The sequence below is a fragment of the Bradyrhizobium sp. AUGA SZCCT0431 genome (assembly GCF_018131065.1).
Taxonomy (GTDB): domain Bacteria; phylum Pseudomonadota; class Alphaproteobacteria; order Rhizobiales; family Xanthobacteraceae; genus Bradyrhizobium.
On record NZ_JAFCLR010000019.1, the window covers coordinates 1 to 15,227 of the forward strand.

General features: G+C 62.8%; 20 protein-coding genes and 1 riboswitch. Of the genes, 14 read left to right on the forward strand and 6 right to left on the reverse strand.

The features are described from left to right. Window positions 1-385: 385 nt before the first annotated feature. A complete protein-coding gene (locus JQ567_RS38645; protein ID WP_283816529.1) occupies window positions 386-520 on the forward strand; it encodes a hypothetical protein in 135 nt (44 codons plus the stop codon). Window positions 521-616: 96 nt separating this feature from the next. Beyond that, the gene (locus tag JQ567_RS38650) at window positions 617-751 is read left to right on the forward strand and encodes a hypothetical protein (RefSeq protein ID WP_283815965.1); all 135 of its coding nucleotides are present in this window, start codon (window positions 617-619) and stop codon (window positions 749-751) included. A 19-nt stretch (window positions 752-770) separates the two neighbouring features. On the opposite strand, the gene JQ567_RS19545 is transcribed toward JQ567_RS38650, so the two are convergent. Beyond that, on the reverse strand, window positions 771-986 hold the full coding sequence (locus tag JQ567_RS19545; RefSeq protein ID WP_212440330.1) for a hypothetical protein: 216 nt from the start codon (window positions 984-986) through the stop codon (window positions 771-773). A 262-nt stretch (window positions 987-1,248) separates the two neighbouring features. Here JQ567_RS19545 and JQ567_RS19550 point away from each other — a divergent pair, with 262 nt between their 5' ends. From JQ567_RS19550 to JQ567_RS19560, 3 genes are all read left to right on the forward strand, one after another. After that, window positions 1,249-1,398 carry a hypothetical protein gene (locus tag JQ567_RS19550; RefSeq protein WP_212440331.1) on the forward strand — a complete coding sequence of 50 codons (150 nt, stop codon included), beginning with the start codon at window positions 1,249-1,251 and terminating at the stop codon, window positions 1,396-1,398. Between the two features lie 173 nt (window positions 1,399-1,571). Then, on the forward strand, window positions 1,572-1,874 hold the full coding sequence (locus tag JQ567_RS19555; protein ID WP_212440332.1) for a plasmid stabilization protein: 303 nt from the start codon (window positions 1,572-1,574) through the stop codon (window positions 1,872-1,874). Window positions 1,875-1,885: 11 nt separating this feature from the next. Continuing rightward, entirely contained in the window at window positions 1,886-2,119 is a 234-nt protein-coding gene (locus JQ567_RS19560; RefSeq protein ID WP_212440333.1) for a hypothetical protein, read from the forward strand. A gap of 104 nt (window positions 2,120-2,223) precedes the next feature. On the opposite strand, the gene JQ567_RS19565 is transcribed toward JQ567_RS19560, so the two are convergent. The 3 genes from JQ567_RS19565 to JQ567_RS19575 form a co-directional block, all read right to left on the reverse strand. Then, window positions 2,224-2,595 (reverse strand): hypothetical protein, encoded by a 372-nt coding sequence (locus JQ567_RS19565; RefSeq protein WP_212440334.1) that lies wholly within the window; start codon window positions 2,593-2,595, stop codon window positions 2,224-2,226. Window positions 2,596-2,814: 219 nt separating this feature from the next. Further along, a complete protein-coding gene (locus JQ567_RS19570; protein ID WP_212440335.1) occupies window positions 2,815-3,294 on the reverse strand; it encodes a Crp/Fnr family transcriptional regulator in 480 nt (159 codons plus the stop codon). A 161-nt stretch (window positions 3,295-3,455) separates the two neighbouring features. Beyond that, a complete protein-coding gene (locus JQ567_RS19575; protein ID WP_212440336.1) occupies window positions 3,456-4,148 on the reverse strand; it encodes a TIGR02594 family protein in 693 nt (230 codons plus the stop codon). A 242-nt stretch (window positions 4,149-4,390) separates the two neighbouring features. On the opposite strand from JQ567_RS19575, the gene JQ567_RS19580 reads away from it, so the two are divergent. Beyond that, window positions 4,391-5,257: an alpha/beta fold hydrolase gene (locus tag JQ567_RS19580; protein ID WP_212440337.1), complete on the forward strand. Its 867-nt coding sequence runs from the start codon at window positions 4,391-4,393 to the stop codon at window positions 5,255-5,257. Window positions 5,258-5,421: 164 nt separating this feature from the next. Here the strand turns inward: JQ567_RS19580 and metW are convergent, their stop codons facing one another. Further along, window positions 5,422-6,090, reverse strand: a complete 669-nt coding sequence (metW, locus tag JQ567_RS19585; RefSeq protein ID WP_212440338.1) for a methionine biosynthesis protein MetW — start codon at window positions 6,088-6,090, stop codon at window positions 5,422-5,424. A 1-nt stretch (window position 6,091) separates the two neighbouring features. Next, a complete protein-coding gene (locus tag JQ567_RS19590) occupies window positions 6,092-7,294 on the reverse strand; it encodes a homoserine O-acetyltransferase (RefSeq protein ID WP_212440339.1) in 1,203 nt (400 codons plus the stop codon). 87 nt (window positions 7,295-7,381) lie between these two features. Next, window positions 7,382-7,461, reverse strand: a riboswitch (SAM riboswitch). A 161-nt stretch (window positions 7,462-7,622) separates the two neighbouring features. On the opposite strand from JQ567_RS19590, the gene JQ567_RS19595 reads away from it, so the two are divergent. The 8 genes from JQ567_RS19595 (at window position 7,623) to JQ567_RS19630 (ending at window position 14,705) form a co-directional block, all read left to right on the forward strand. Then, on the forward strand, window positions 7,623-8,483 hold the full coding sequence (locus tag JQ567_RS19595) for a chorismate mutase (protein WP_212440340.1): 861 nt from the start codon (window positions 7,623-7,625) through the stop codon (window positions 8,481-8,483). Window positions 8,484-8,512: 29 nt separating this feature from the next. Then, entirely contained in the window at window positions 8,513-9,610 is a 1,098-nt protein-coding gene (gene hisC / locus JQ567_RS19600; protein ID WP_212440341.1) for a histidinol-phosphate transaminase, read from the forward strand. Between the two features lie 7 nt (window positions 9,611-9,617). Beyond that, window positions 9,618-10,559 (forward strand): prephenate/arogenate dehydrogenase family protein, encoded by a 942-nt coding sequence (locus tag JQ567_RS19605; protein WP_212440342.1) that lies wholly within the window; start codon window positions 9,618-9,620, stop codon window positions 10,557-10,559. Between the two features lie 23 nt (window positions 10,560-10,582). After that, window positions 10,583-11,632 (forward strand): malate/lactate/ureidoglycolate dehydrogenase, encoded by a 1,050-nt coding sequence (locus tag JQ567_RS19610; RefSeq protein WP_212440343.1) that lies wholly within the window; start codon window positions 10,583-10,585, stop codon window positions 11,630-11,632. A 23-nt stretch (window positions 11,633-11,655) separates the two neighbouring features. Further along, entirely contained in the window at window positions 11,656-12,273 is a 618-nt protein-coding gene (locus tag JQ567_RS19615) for a HutD family protein (RefSeq protein ID WP_212440344.1), read from the forward strand. A gap of 186 nt (window positions 12,274-12,459) precedes the next feature. Then, window positions 12,460-13,494: an amino acid ABC transporter substrate-binding protein gene (locus JQ567_RS19620; RefSeq protein ID WP_212440345.1), complete on the forward strand. Its 1,035-nt coding sequence runs from the start codon at window positions 12,460-12,462 to the stop codon at window positions 13,492-13,494. Window positions 13,495-13,512: 18 nt separating this feature from the next. After that, the gene (locus JQ567_RS19625) at window positions 13,513-14,409 is read left to right on the forward strand and encodes a L,D-transpeptidase (RefSeq protein WP_212440346.1); all 897 of its coding nucleotides are present in this window, start codon (window positions 13,513-13,515) and stop codon (window positions 14,407-14,409) included. Between the two features lie 137 nt (window positions 14,410-14,546). Then, window positions 14,547-14,705: a hypothetical protein gene (locus JQ567_RS19630; RefSeq protein WP_212440347.1), complete on the forward strand. Its 159-nt coding sequence runs from the start codon at window positions 14,547-14,549 to the stop codon at window positions 14,703-14,705. The last annotated feature ends 522 nt before the right edge of the window (window positions 14,706-15,227 follow it).

Consider the following 15,227-nt stretch of genomic DNA (forward strand, 5'->3'; position numbering starts at 1 on the left):
CTGATCAGCTTTTGGCCTCTCAGGAACTTGACGCCAGCAACGGGGCGCCAGGACCACACGACTTCGCCGTACGCCTCAGTGCCGTTCGTCGCCAGCACATCAGCGTCCACCGCAACCCGTCCAACGTCCGTGACGACGGCCGACGCCCTCTGAGTGGGACGGGATGGCGATATATGTGCCCCTGATTTGCCTTCGGGAAAAGCGAAATATTTTTTGTTTCGGGGCTTGACACGATTTCTGTAAATCAGAATTAATTCTGCCCCCGGCTACGCCGGGCGCAGCCGTCGAGCCAATTGTCGCGCCTGCTGTGCCCGTCCGCGGGCATAGGGCCTCCCAAATGGAACCGGCGGCCGCTCAGAAAGTTTGCATGGGGTGGAGGACTACCATGCGTAAAGTCTTCTCCATGTTGGATGACGAACAGCGACAGGCTCTCATCGAGGTTGTCGACCTCAGCACGGCGATTGCTTCAGCCGGGCTAATCGTGGCTATCCTCAAACTGTTCGTCGACCTGATGACGTGAACCGCCTGAGCCATCGGGTGGGTGGGAGTTTCTGGTTAACCCGCTTCGAGGGCCGGAACGACTCGTGCTGTCGGTTTGAATCCCTGGAGGTGCGTAATGAAACACGACCTGATTCATGAGGACGCTGCGAGAGAAGCGCTGCCGACTGAGGCAGAGCGGAACTACGGGATGCTGACCGCTGGTGTTATGGCCCTCGTGGCTGTTGGAATGGCAATCTACTGGATTGCGTAGATTTCACAAAGCGCCGGTGTCAGGAAATATCGCGCGGAAGTTTCCAATCGGGCCGCGGGTCGCAGGGCTCTTCGACCCTAGCGACGTGATAACCGCTGGGAATCACCTGGCCGCCTTCCTCATCCGCAACCGGAACGTCCATCACAAGCCCCTCTATCAGGGCTGCTTCCCAGACCTCTTTCTCGGTAGGGAAGGCACTTCCGATCTGCTTGTCGCCTTCAAATAGCGCATACATCGGGCCTCCTAACCAAAACCCCGCCAGCTACAAGTGTAACTGACGGGGCTTTTGAGATGATATTTCCGGTGGATTTCTCCCTCGTTGTATCACTCGAACAATCAACGTGCCCGGAGAAAAGTCGTTCCTATGTTCCGGCCATTTTTTTCGCGGCCGGAAGCGGACGTCGAGCGGGGAACCTAGGGGATCGGGAGGCCGTTTGTTGCCATGTGCGCAAAGCGTTCATCCCACGAGCGTGCTTTGGGGGCTCTGGAGAAACGTCATGATCCGCAAATTAGCTTCGGGCGAATACCGGCTCTATTCCCGCAAGATTAATCCCAAGACCGGGAAGAGACGCAATCTCGGCACCTTCAAGTCCCGCGCGGCGGCTGAAAAGCATGAACGCGACGTCCAGTATTTCAAAAGGCAGTAGAGCATTATCGGTTCTGATTGAATCAGAACCGAAGCGTTAGACTCTTGCTTTGACGCGTTTTCTTCACGCGAACCGGTATCCACTTCGCTCGAAAACGCTCTAAGGCACGGAAGCAACGATAGGAACTCTCCAGCACCGATGGTGTTTTGCATCAGCCAACGAAGGAAGGATTCATGCCCCGCGGCGACAAATCCACCTATACCGACAAGCAAAAGCGTCAGGCCGAGCACATCGAGGAGGGCTACGAGCACCGCGGCGTCTCCCACGACGAAGCCGAGCGGCGGGCCTGGGCTACCGTGAACGCCGAAACCCATGGCGGCAAAAAGAGCGGATCCGGGCGGGGCAAGAAGGTAGACCACGCCCCGTCCCGCAAGGGCGGCAAGCTCGGTGGAAAGGCCGCCGCGAAACGCCCGGCGGCAGAACGTTCCCGGTCGGCGAGGAAGGCGGCACAGACCCGCAAACGACGTGCAGCTTAAGGAGGCGAAATATGGCCAGTTGCGAGACCTGCGGAAATTCGTACGACAAGGCTTTTCAGGTCGTGATGAACGGCAAATCGCACACCTTCGATAGCTTTGAGTGCGCCATTTTTGCCCTTGCACCAACCTGCAAGCAGTGTGGAACGCGCATCGTCGGTCATGGACTCGAAAAGGCCGGCACCTTCTATTGCTGCGACCATTGCGCTCAAAACGACGGGGTCACCGGGTTGCGCGACCGTCTTTGATACCTGGCGTGATGTTGCTGCAACCAGGATGACGCCATTAAGCCCGCCGGATTCACAGCCGGCGGGCTTGGTGGTCGCATCTAACTTTTAATGAGGTGTCTCGTTCAGGCCGTCTTGGCAAACATCGTCAGGACGCCGTCGGCGATGTTGATGGCCACGACTTGTGACGAAGTCAGGCCCTTGGCCTTGAGCACCGATGCCGCTTCCGGCGTGGCGTCGATGGACTTCCGAAGCGACTGAATGTCTTCCTCGCGGGTTTGGGCCACGAGTTCATCGACCTTCGAGCGCACCGCCGGCTGCAGATCCTTGACGTCGACGACCTGGATGCTCCGGATGACGGTGCTGGACTGCGAAGGCTGCGCCTCGGATTGCGACGGGCTTGCTTGAGATTGCGAGGGGGTTCCCTGTGCCTGCACGAAAGTTGGCGCGCCCAAAGAGAGGGCGGCAATGATGACGGATGCCGTAACGATGCGCATGCTCACTCCTTTTCAGTTTGACTGGAAGGACTCCTATCCACGAAGTTTGGTTGGGGTCTGATTCCGATGTGGCCATTCAGTGAAACCAATGCGGCTGCAATGCGCGCACCCGAGCCTGCCGGTTCCCGGTCTGATCGGCCGAAGGTTCCGATTTGCCCGTCGGAGCTAGATGTTGCGCCCTGTAGCCAGCTCAGCCCACATGATGCACACCCGGCTGTGTCATTCACTCGTGTGAAGCATCTGCAACTCGGCAATGCGTTTGTCGGCCCGGCGGAGCCGCCGGCAAAGCTCGCGGTTGATATTCTGCATCACCATCACATAGGCGTGGATGTCGGCCTTGTAGCACGCGTAGAGTTGCCGGGCCGTGAGCTCGTACAGCACGGTAGGGCTCTCCGCGACGACGGTGGCTGAGCGGTTCTGCATTTCGATCAGCGTCATTTCGCCGAAAAAATCCCCGGGCTCGAGACCCGTCATGCGAAGGACGCGCCCGGAATCCAGCAGCTTGCTTACCACCAGCTGGCCCGAGTGAACGATGAACATCGAACGACCGGGCTCGCCTTCCGCGACCACCGTGGCGCCGGCGTCGAAGCGGCGCTCGGCCAGCATTGAGATCAGGAGATCGAGGCTTGCGTCTGAGAGGCCACCGAAGAAAGGCGTGGCGAGCAGGAACGCTTTCAGATCTGGGGAGCTGACAGCCATCGGGCCAATATACCTGCGCGCCCGGCGGCGGCAAGCGGGCCAGGCCCGACGCACTGCTCAGCGAGGGCGGCGGCGGCCCGCCGGCCTGCTTCGGCGAGGCCATGATGGGCACGGCGCCGACGCGCCTGTGCCCACCCACCGGTTCGTTCGCAATGACGATTTCAGCTCGTCGGCATCACGTAGGCGTAAATCCGGCCGCGCGAGATCGGCGCTTCCCGGACCCGGTTGCCGTTGTTGCCGGAGATCATGATCGGGTTGCCCTTGGCGTCGATGCCGGTGATGACTCCGACATGGCCGCCGCCGCGGCCCCTTGTCATCACGGCGATGGCGCCGACCTGCGGGCCGGAGACGCGCTGGCCGTAGCTGGCGAACGATTTCGCCATGTCCGAGCCGGTGCCGCGATAGCCGGAATGCTGCAGCACCATGTTCATGAAGCGGGCGCACCACAGGCTGCCGCGCCCGGTCGGGTTACCGCCGAGGTAACGCCGCGCCTCAGCGACGACGTTGGAGGAGCCGCCAAAGCTGCTCGGTGCCATCACGCCGCCGGGCGGCGTCAGGGTTGAATTGTGGTCGGTGAAGGTTGCGCTGGCATCGGCGTTGGCGTTGGCATCGGCAAAGCCGCCGGCCTGCATTTGCGCGACACCGCGCTCCCAGCGCGACAAGCGCGCGATCTTGCGGTGATGGTGGCGGGCGTAATGCCGTGCATGGTGACCGGCGTGGTAGCCGCGGACGTGGCGCCCTGCGCCATGGTGGGGCCGGGCTGACGCCGGCGTGGCAATGACTGCAATCGAAACCGAACACAACGCCAGCGCAAGGACACGAAGCGACCGGCGAAACGCAAACAACTGAAGCATCTTTGATCCTCTATGACACACCACAATCCCGCAGCGTTCGTGGACAAACGAACGCGGCGACGGGTTTGAATTTTTGGCTGTGGCGAGAGGAAGATTTCATGCGGCGGTGCGGGAACAATTCCGGGGTGATTCCGCGATCATTTTATGGCCAAAAACAAACAGGGCTGCCTCATTGCAGCCGGGAACATTAACTGCGAATTTCGGGGCCGGAGAGCGCGCAAAACCAAAAAGAGGAACCGCCAATGCCCTATGCCGTCACCAGCGACAATGTCCGCCTGTATTTCGAGGAAGCGGGCTTTGGCACGCCGATCATCTTCCTGCATGAATTCGCGGCCGACCACACCAATTGGGAGCCGCAGATGCGCTACTTCTCGCGTGGCCACCGCTGCATCGCCTATTCGGCGCGGGGCTATACGCCTTCCGACGTGCCGCCGACATCAGAGGTCTACACCTACAAGCATTTCTACACCGACGCGCTTGCCGTGCTCGATCATCTCGGGATCGCAAAGGCGCATTTCATCGGCCTGTCGATGGGCGCCTATTCGTCGCTGCAGATCGGCCTCAACGCCCCGGAGCGGGCGCTGTCGATGACGCTCGCCGGCGTCGGCTCCGGCTCGAGCATCGAAAATCTCGAAGCCTTCCGCAAGCAATGCGTGGCCAATGCCGAGCAGTACGAAAAAATCGGCTCGGTGGAGGTCGCCAAGGTGACGCGCGAGGCGCCGAGCCGGATTCCGTTCCTGGTGAAAGACCCGCGCGGCCACGCCGATTTCTATGCCGCATTGGCGCGCCATGACGCCAAAGGCTCGGCCAACACCATGCGCAGCTTTCAGGGCGGCCGGCCCTCGATCTACACCATGACGGAGGCAATCCGCAACGTGCCGACGCCGGCGCTGATCATCTGCGGCGACGAGGACGACAATTGCATCGAGCCGAGCCTGTTCCTGAAGCAGCATTTGCCGGCGGCGGGACTGACGTTCTTCCCGAAGTCGGGCCACGTGCTCAACCTGGAAGAGCCCGCGCTGTTCAACGAAATGGTCGAGCGCTTTATTGCGCTGGTGGAGGCCGGGAGGTGGCCGGTGCGGGATGCAAGGTCGATGGTGGCAGGGTGAGCGCCGGTGCGCTCCCTCTCCCGCTCTTGCGGGGGAGGGTTGGGGTGGGGGTGTCTCCACCCGACGCGGCCCCCGAGTGGAGAGAGCCCCCACCCGCCGCGCTCTAACGAGCGCGTCGACCTCCCCCGCAAGCGGGAGAGGTGCAGCGGAGCTTGCCGCAAAACCTACTTCCCCTTCTCCGCCCGGCTCAGCAAAAACACGCCCTGCTCGCCGAACATGTTCCAGAACCACCACGGCAAATTCAGCCGCAGCGGGCGGCCGTAGAGATCGAGCGCCACCGCGCGCTCCATCTTGACGTTGATCTCGTCGCAGAGCTGCACGAAATCCTTGATGGTGCAGAAATGGATGTTCGGCGTGTCGTACCAGGTCGCGGGCAGGTTTTCGGTGCGCGGCATGTGGCCGCCGACCAATAATTGCAGCCGCATTTTCCAGAACCCGAAATTCGGGAACGAGACGATGGCGCGATGGCCGATCCGCAGCAGGTTTTCCAACACCACTTTCGGCTGCCGCGTCGCCTGCAGTGTCTGCGACAGAATCACGTAGTCGAAGGCATCGTCGGGATAATTAATCAAATCGGTGTCGGCGTCGCCCTGCACCACTGCAAGGCCCTTGGCGACGCAGCGGTTGACGCCCTCGCGCGACAGCTCGATGCCGCGGCCGTCGATGCCGCGGCTTTCCAAGAGCTGCAGCAGTTCGCCATCGCCGCAGCCGACGTCGAGCACTTTGGAGCCGCTCTGCACCATTTCGGCGACCAGCAAATGATCGCTGCGAAGGTTTTCGGTGCGATGCGGCTCCACGCCGGTGAGCGGCAGTGTCTGTTGCGACAGCGACATATCAACCACCCGCCGTTTTCAGGCCCCGCGCGGTGCCTGCGGATTGCAGAAAAGCGCGGGAAATGTCGAAGAATTCGGGCACGTCGAGCAGGAAGGCGTCATGGCCGCGATCGGTTTCGATTTCGGCGAACGACACCCGCGCGCTCGACGCGTTCAGCGCATGCACCAGCGCACGCGATTCCGCGGTCGGGAACAGCCAGTCCGAGGTGAACGACACCACGCAGAAGCGGGTCTGGATGCCGGTAAACGCTTTCGCCAGCACGCCGCCATGGTCGGCGGCGATGTCGAAATAATCCATCGCGCGCGTCAGATAGAGATAGGAGTTGGCGTCGAAGCGCTCGACGAAGGACGAGCCTTGATAGCGCAGATAGCTTTCGACCTGGAAATCCGCGTCGAACGAAAACGTCGGCAGCTCGCGGTCCTGCATCCGTCGTCCGAACTTGCGATGCAGTGCGGCGTCGGAGAGATAGGTGATGTGCGCGGCCATCCGCGCGACGCCGAGGCCGCGATGCGGATGCGTGCCATGTTCAAAATAGCGCCCCCCGCGCCAGTCCGGATCGGCCATCACGGCCTGTCGGCCAAGCTCATGGAATGCGATGTTCTGCGCCGAATGCCGCGTCGAACATGCGATCGCCAGCGTCGAGAACACGCGCGCCGGATACGCCGCGGTCCATTGCAGCGCCTGCATGCCGCCCATCGAGCCGCCGACCACGCAGAACAGGGTCTCGATGCCGAGACGATCGATCAGCATGGTCTGCGCGCGCACCATGTCGGGAAGGGTGATGATCGGGAAATCGAGGCCCCACAATTTGCCGGTGGCCGGATTGGTCGAGGCCGGGCCGGTCGAACCCATGCAGCCGCCGATTACGTTGCTGCAGATGATGAAGTAGAGGTTGGTGTCGAGCGGCTTGCCGGGGCCGACCATGGTGTCCCACCAGCCATGCTTGCCGGTGACGGGGTGCGCATTGTTGACATGCTGATCGCCGGTGAGCGCATGGCAAACCAGGATGGCGTTGGAGCGATCCGCATTCAGCTCGCCATAGGTCTGGTAGGCGATCTGGAACGGCGCCAGATCGACGCCGCAATCGAGCTTGAGCGGCTGGTCAGCGCCGAACTTCGCGACCTGCGAGGTCGGATGATCCGCCTCATGGGCCCGATCCTCATTATGGATCGAGGGGCTTGGTATCGACTGAACGTTTGTCATCTCGGCCACCGACCTCGAAAGCTGAGGTCCTCCCGGACAGAAATCAGGCCATAAAAAAACCCGGCCTGAACAAAGGTTCGACCGGGATCACTTCTGTCCCCGGCCTGTTTAGCGAGTTGTTTAACGTGGCTGCAAGCCGGCCGGCTCAAATGACCACGGAATGGGCTAAAGCTAGTCCGAAGGGAGCTTTTCGTCAAGGCGGGCCATGGTTAACCGGCCGGGCGCGCCATCATTGCCGATGTTTCTCTTTGCTTTCGGCGGCCGTCTTTCCTAATCAATGCCCTTGTATTTGCCGGTGATTTCGGCCCCCGGCGCTAAAGGCTAGAACATGTCCAAGGGACCCTCGAAGGCACCCCCCGCCCCGCCCTCCCTCGCGGTGCTGCGCAAGGAGATCGACAGCATCGACGAGCAGGTTCACCGCCTGTTGATGGCGCGCGGCGACATCATCGATCGGCTGATCCAGGTGAAAGAGACCCAGGAAGTCGGCTCCGCGTTCCGCCCGGCGCGCGAGGCCGACATGATGCGGCGGCTGGTGGAGCGGCATCGCGGCATCCTCCCGATCGACACCATCGAGAGCATCTGGCGCGTCATCATCTCGACCTTCACCTACGTTCAGGCGCCGTTCTCGGTGCATGCGGACGTCTCGGTTGGCGAATCCGCGATGCGGGATTCGGCGCGGTTTCATTTCGGATTCGTGGTGCCTTACGTGGCGCATTTCAGCGCGCAGGCCGCGGTCGAAGCGGTGGCGAAATCGAAGGGCGATCTGGCGCTGGTGTCGGCGACGTCGAGCCGGACGCCCTGGTGGATCGAACTCGAAGCCGATGGCGCGCCAAAGATCATCGCGCGGGTGCCGTTCCTCGAACGCGCCGACCATCCGGCGGCCTTGCCGGTGTTCTTGGTCTCGCGCGTCGCCGACAACGCCATGGTGATCGAAGTCGAGACCTGGAGCGTGCGCGTCTCCGGCTGGAACGCCGAGACCGCCCGCGCGCTGGCGCCGCTCGCCGAGATCGTCGCTGTCCCCGATACCGCCTTCGACGGCGCCGCGCTCTTGGTGTCGATATCAGGCACCGGGATGGAGAAGATCAAGACCGCCCTGATCGAGGCCGGCGCGTCGGTGCGCTCCTCGGCCCTCGTCGGCAGCCACGCAACACGCTATACGGTGCCCCCGAACGGGGCGGCCAAATCCTAAATAGACGCCCTACGATCCGGAGCCAGAAGATGTCCCGCCCCGTGCCGAACCCCGGCATTCTCGATATTGCGCCCTACACCCCCGGCAAGAGCCCGGTCGCCGAGCCGGGCCGCAAGGTGTTCAAGCTGTCCGCCAACGAGACGCCGTTCGGCCCGTCACCGAAGGCGCTGGCGGTCTACCGGGACGCGGCTGGTCATCTGGAGGACTATCCGGAAGGCACCTCACGGGTGCTGCGCGAGGCGATCGGCCGCGCCTTCGGGCTCGATCCGAACCGCATCATCTGCGGCGCCGGCTCGGACGAAATCCTCAACCTTTTGGCGCACACCTATCTGAAGCATGGCGACGAGGCGATCTCGACCAGCCACGGCTTTCTGGTGTACCCGATCGCGACCATGGCGAACGGCGCCAAGAACGTGATCGCGCCCGAGACCAACTTCACCGCCGATGTCGATGCGATCCTGAAGCTGGTCACGCCGCGCACCAAGATGGTGTGGCTCGCCAATCCGAACAACCCGACCGGAACGTACATTCCGTTCGACGAGGTCAAGCGGCTGCGCGCCGGACTGCCTGATCATGTGCTGCTGGTGCTCGACGCCGCCTATTCCGACTATGTGTCGCGCAACGATTACGAACTCGGCATCGAGCTGGTGGCGACCACGGAAAACACCGTGGTGACGCATACCTTCTCCAAGATTCACGGGCTGGCGTCCTTGCGGATCGGCTGGATGTTCGGCCCGGCCAACATCGTCGACGCCGTCAACCGCATTCGCGGGCCCTTCAACGTCTCGACGCCGGCGATGCTGGCGGCGGTCGCGGCGATCGAGGACACCGCGCATGTCCAGATGTCGAAGACATTTACGGAGCACTGGCGCAACTGGCTGACGGAAGAAATTTCCAAGCTCGGCCTCAAGGTGACGCCGAGCGTGGCGAATTTTGTCCTCATCCATTTTCCGCAGGAAAAGGGCAAGACCTCGGCGGACGCCGACGCGTATTTGACAAAACACGGCCTGGTGCTGCGGGCGCTGAGCAATTACGGCCTGCCGCATGCGCTGCGCATGACGATCGGCACCGAAGAGGCCAACCGCCTCGTCGTCGACGGCCTCAGAGACTTTATGGCGGGCAAGTGAGCATCAAGTGAGCACTGAACCTCTCTTCAAACGCGTCGCGCTGATCGGCTTCGGCCTGATCGGTGGCTCGATCGCCCGTGCCGCACGTGCGCAGGGTCTCGCCGGCGAGATCGTCACCTCGGCGCGCTCGGCCAAGACCCGCGCGCGGGTGGAAGAATTGCGCGTGGTCGATCGCGTGCTCGAAACCAACGCGGAAGCGGTCAAAGGCGCCGACCTCGTGATCCTCTGCATCCCCGTCGGCGCCTGCGGCCCGGTCGCCGAGGAGATCGCGCCGTTCCTCGAGCCGGGAGCCATCGTCTCCGACGTCGGCTCGGTCAAGGGCGCCATCGCCCGCGACATGGGCCCGCATATTCCGCCGGGCGTCCACTTCGTTCCCGCCCATCCCGTCGCCGGCACCGAACATTCCGGTCCCGACTCCGGCTTCGCCGAACTCTTCATCAACCGCTGGTGCATTCTCACGCCGCCTGATGGGACCGATCCCGCCGCGGTCGAAAAGCTTCGCGAGTTCTGGGCCGGGCTCGGCGCCAAGGTCGAGATCATGACGCCGGATCATCATGACCTGGTACTCGCGATCACCAGCCATCTGCCGCATCTGATCGCCTACACCATCGTCGGCACCGCGGACGAACTGGCGCAGGTGACGTCGTCGGAGGTCATAAAATTCTCCGCCGGCGGTTTTCGCGATTTCACCCGCATCGCGGCCTCGGACCCCACGATGTGGCGCGACGTGTTCCTGGCCAACAAGGAAGCGGTGCTGGAAATGCTCGGCACCTTCAACGAGGACCTTTCCAAACTCACACGCGCGATCCGCCGCAACGACGGCGAGGCGCTGTTCGAGCATTTTACCCGCACCCGCGCCATCCGCCGCGGCATCGTCGAGATCGGCCAGGATTCGGCAGCGCCCGACTTCGGCCGCCCGCACGCGAATTTAACGAAGAAGCCGGAGTAGAACGGCTCACGACGGAGTGAAGCATGATTATCGACCATTCGAAGCTGCTTGGGCTTGCCAACCGCATCGTCACGGCCGGCGGCAGTTCGCCGACGGAAGCCGCCATCGTGGCCGAGCATCTGGTCGAGGCCAATCTGCGCGGCCATGACAGCCATGGCGTCGGCATGCTGGTCGCCTATGTGCGCGACCTCGACGCCGGCACGCTGAAGATCAACCAGACACCCGAGGTCGTCTCGGACACCGGAACCATCTCGGTGTGGGATGCCCGCGCCGGCTACGGCCAGGTGGTCGCGCGCCAGGCGGTGGAATGGGCGATCGAGGCGGCCAGGAAACATGGCGTCGCGGTCAACGGGCTCCGCAACGCGCACCATATCGGCCGCGTCGGCACCTATGGCGAGATCGCCGCCCGCGCCGGGATGGTGGCGCTGCATTTCGTCAACGTCGCTTCGGGTTCGCCCGGCGTCGCGCCGTTCCGGGGCCGCGAGGGCCGGTTCCTGACCAACCCGGTCTGCATCGCAATCCCCGGCACCGACAACAACGAGCCGATCCTGCTCGATTTCGCCACCAGCCGCGTCGCACTGGGAAAAGTGCGGGTGGCGCATAATGCCGGCAAGCCGATGCTTGATGGTGCGTTGCTCGACTATGCGGGCCAGCCCACCACCGACCCTTCCGTCATGTACACCGACCCGCGCGGCGTGGTGTTGCCGTTCGGCGAGCACAAGGGCTCCGGATTGGCGCTGGTGTGCGAACTCCTGGCCGGCGCCATTGTCGGCTCGCCAAGCGTCACCACATCGACACCGCCCGAACGCGGCATCATCAATGGCATGCTGAGCATCGTGATTGACCCTATCAGGCTTTCGACGCGCGACAGCATGATGGCCGAGATCGACGACATGATTTCCTGGGTGAAATCGGCCAAGCCCGCCGAGCAGGACTTGCCGGTGCTGATCGCCGGTGAGCCCGAGCGGCTCGCACGAGCCGCACGGATCGCCAAGGGCATCGAAATCGACGACACGACCTGGGGCCAGTTGGCTGATATCGCCCAGCGCTACCAGATCCGGATTGATAGCTGAGCAACACCGTTTGGACGCATGCAATGACATCCTCCGACGGCGGGATTCAGCTAACGGCGCTCGATCCCGCCAGCTACCGGCATATGCCCTGGAAGAACGGCGGCGGGGTCACGATCGATATCGCCGTATCCATGCTCCCTGGATTCGCGCCGGGCAGTTGGGAAGGAATCATCTGGCGTTTCAGCCGGACCGCCATCGTGACGCCGGGCGCGTTCTCGGATTTGAGCGGCTATGACCGCCAGCTGGTGCTGGTTTCCGGCGAGGGTCTCGTGCTCGGGACACCTGTTGGAGAGATCGACGTCCGGCAGCCGTTCAGGCCGGTCCGGTTTACCGGCGAAACCAGTATTGTCAGCCGGCTCGAAGCCGGACCCGTCGAAGTCGTCAATCTGATCGGCGACCGGTCGCGCGTGGCGATTGACCTCTGCTGCCTTTTGGGCGGCGCAACGCACGCCTGCCCGGCCGGCATTCACATCGTCTATGCAGCGACAGGCTCCTGCGAACTGTCGATCAACGACAAGGCCCGCGAGATCGCAGCGGGCCACGCGGTGCGCATCGATGCCGGGGAAAGTTTTGCGGTCGCAAACCGGCTTGGCACCGCGATCGTCGCCAGCGTTATTCCCGTGGCGCGGACATCCGGCTGATCCGGAACGCGTCACAGGACGATGACGGGCGCCAGCGCGTTCCCGTCGCGCAAGCGAGCGGGTCCAAAAATTCATTTGTCGGAAACACATTGGTAACGCTTCCACTTGTGTTAGCTTGCCAACATCACTTCCGCCAAAGAACTTGCCGCCACCAAAGAAGCTGCAGCCACCGATCGCGGGGAAAAAATGTCCGGCTCCAAGAAGCGACCCATCATCTTTCCCGTCATCGCGTTGCTGGCCCTGCTGTTCGCGAGCGGCAATCCCGCGCAGGCCCAGACCCTGAACGCCGTCAAGGAACGCGGCACGCTGAATTGCGGCGTCGGCCAGGGACTGCTCGGCTTTTCCAGTATGGATGACAAGAACGCCTGGAGCGGCTTCGACGTCGATATCTGCCGCGCCGTCGCGGCTGCGATCTTCGGCGACCCTGCAAAAGTGACGTTCACGCCGCTCGATGCGGCCACGCGCTTTTCGGCGCTGCAGTCGAAGACGATCGACGTGCTGTCGCGCAACTCGACCTGGACGATGTCGCGGGAAAGTTCGCTCGGCCTGATGTTTGCAGGCGTCGCCTATTACGACGGCCAGGGCTTCCTGCTGCGCCGAGATGCCAGGATCGACACCGCGTTGCAACTCGGCGGCAAGACCGTGTGCACCCAGACCGGCACCACGACCGAACTGAATCTGGCGGACTATTTCCGCGCCAACGACATGCCGCTCAAGGTGCTCGCGCTCGCCACCGCCGAGGAAAGCCTGAAAGCGTATGATGATCGCAAATGCGACGTGCTGACCAGCGACGTCTCGCAGCTCTACGCCGAGCGTCTAAAACTCTCTGCGCCCGACAGCCACATCATCCTGCCGGAAGTGATTTCAAAGGAGCCGCTGGGACCCGCGGTGCGGCAAGGCGACGACCAGTGGTTCAACCTGGTCAAATGGACGCTCTATTCCCTGATCAATGCCGAGGAGCTTGGCGTCAAACAGGCTGGCATCGACGATGCGGTGAAATCAGCCAATCCCAATATCAAGCGGCTGGTCGGCACCGAGGGCGAATTCGGCGCGCAGTTGGGCGTTGCCAATGACTGGGCCGCGCGCGCCGTGCGGGCCGTCGGCAATTACGGCGAGATCTATGAGAGAAACATCGGCACGCAGTCGAAACTCAGCATTCCGCGCGGGCTGAATGCGCTCTGGACCCAGGGCGGCATCCAGTACGCGCCTCCCGTCAGATAGTTCTTCAGGGGTCAGGCCATGACCGTGGATTATTACGCATTGCTGACCAAGGCCGTTGCCGGCAAGGACACCCTCGGCCGCGACAAGATCTACAAGGACGCCTATGACCTCATTATGAGGTCGTCCCACCTCACCCGCGAGGCCGCCGCCTCAAATGTCGCCGCACTTGAAGCCGCGATCCGGCGGATCGAGGATGACATCGCCGTCGAGGAAGGCCGCGACGCCGCTCAAATCAACGAAGTGTTGTCGGAAGGCACGAACTGGAAGCCATGGGCCTTCGGCGCCGGTGCGCTTGCACTCGCCATCGCCTTGTCGGCACTGGTCTATGGCTATGTCGTCACCAAGGGCCCCGTCGTCGTCGCGACCAGCGTGACGGCGCCGCCACCGCCAAAAACGGCACGCGCGCGCGAAGACGTCGTGATGGCCGACCTGAAGGCCGGCGAAGATGGCGGCTCCACCGGCGAAGGCCTGCCGTTTTCGCTGCAGCGCCAAGTGGTGTTCTACCGCACCACCGTGGTCCCGGGGTCGATCGTGGTCGACCGGGAGAACCGCTTTCTCTATCTGATCGATTCCAACAATTCCGCACGCCGCTACGGCATCGGGATTGCGCAGGAATGCCTCAAGGGCGGCAGCTTCTTCCGCGTCACCAACAAATTGGAATGGCCCGACTGGCGGTCTTCCGCGCAAAACGCCCGGGATGCCGACGCATTGGCCGCTTCCGCCGGCCGTCCCGGCAGTCCGCTCGGCGCCCGCGCGCTGCTATTGGACAAGCCCGGGCTACTGATCCACGGCACGAATTCGCCCAAGACCATCGGCCACCTCGTCGCCTCCGGATGCATCCGGCTCGTCAATGACGACGTCGAGGATCTGTACCGCCGGGTTTCGCTGGAGACGCGGGTGGTGTTTGTCAGCTAGGGGCTGGTCTGCACGCTGACGGCGGGTGCCAATACTCCGGCTGTGACTGTCGTCACAGCCACCGTCGCCTGCCGCGCTTACTCCTGCCCTGACGGATGGCGGGAATAGTCCCTCCACCGGCAACAGGAGGGACTAGAATGGAACAGCTGAGCAAAAAAGCCGACGAACTGACCATCGACGAACTCGATGCCGCGTCGGGCGGCGCCCTCTACCAGCCGCTCATCGTGGTTGCGATTGCCACCGCCGTTGCGATCCGCACGGGCATCGAGTCGCTGGTTCACAAGATTACCCGTTGAGGTTCCTGCAAGCTCCTTGCGGAGAACGTTCGATTCTTCGGAAGGCGCTTGCAGCCTTTGACAGAACGGACATCTGAATGAAGCATCGCGGGCAACTGCCCGCGAAACGTCATTGTGCCGACATAAGAGTCTTTGGATTACGCGCGCGGATTAACGACTGTGTACCCGCGCAACGAGCGCGCATGGATTCTCGTTGCGTGGCTACCCGAGTTGGCATCGTACGCCATCCATGTATCACCTCCGACATGCTGCTCCAGGACGCAGACGTGCCCGCGTCGCGCGGCAACCATTCCCGGTGCTGGCGCCGTCCGGGGAAACCGCAGCCAGTTGGAGGCAAGATTTAATCCGGGCACGATATGGCCGAACACCCGCATGGATGCGCCGCAGCCGCAGAAAGAGCGGGGACAACCGGCTGGGCGCCCGCCGACGATCTGACCACGCCCGCTGTTCGCTTCCGCCCTAGCATTGCGCGGCAGAATTGCCGGCCGTTCTGTGCTCCGCGATTCCCGGCCGTAAGCGTTC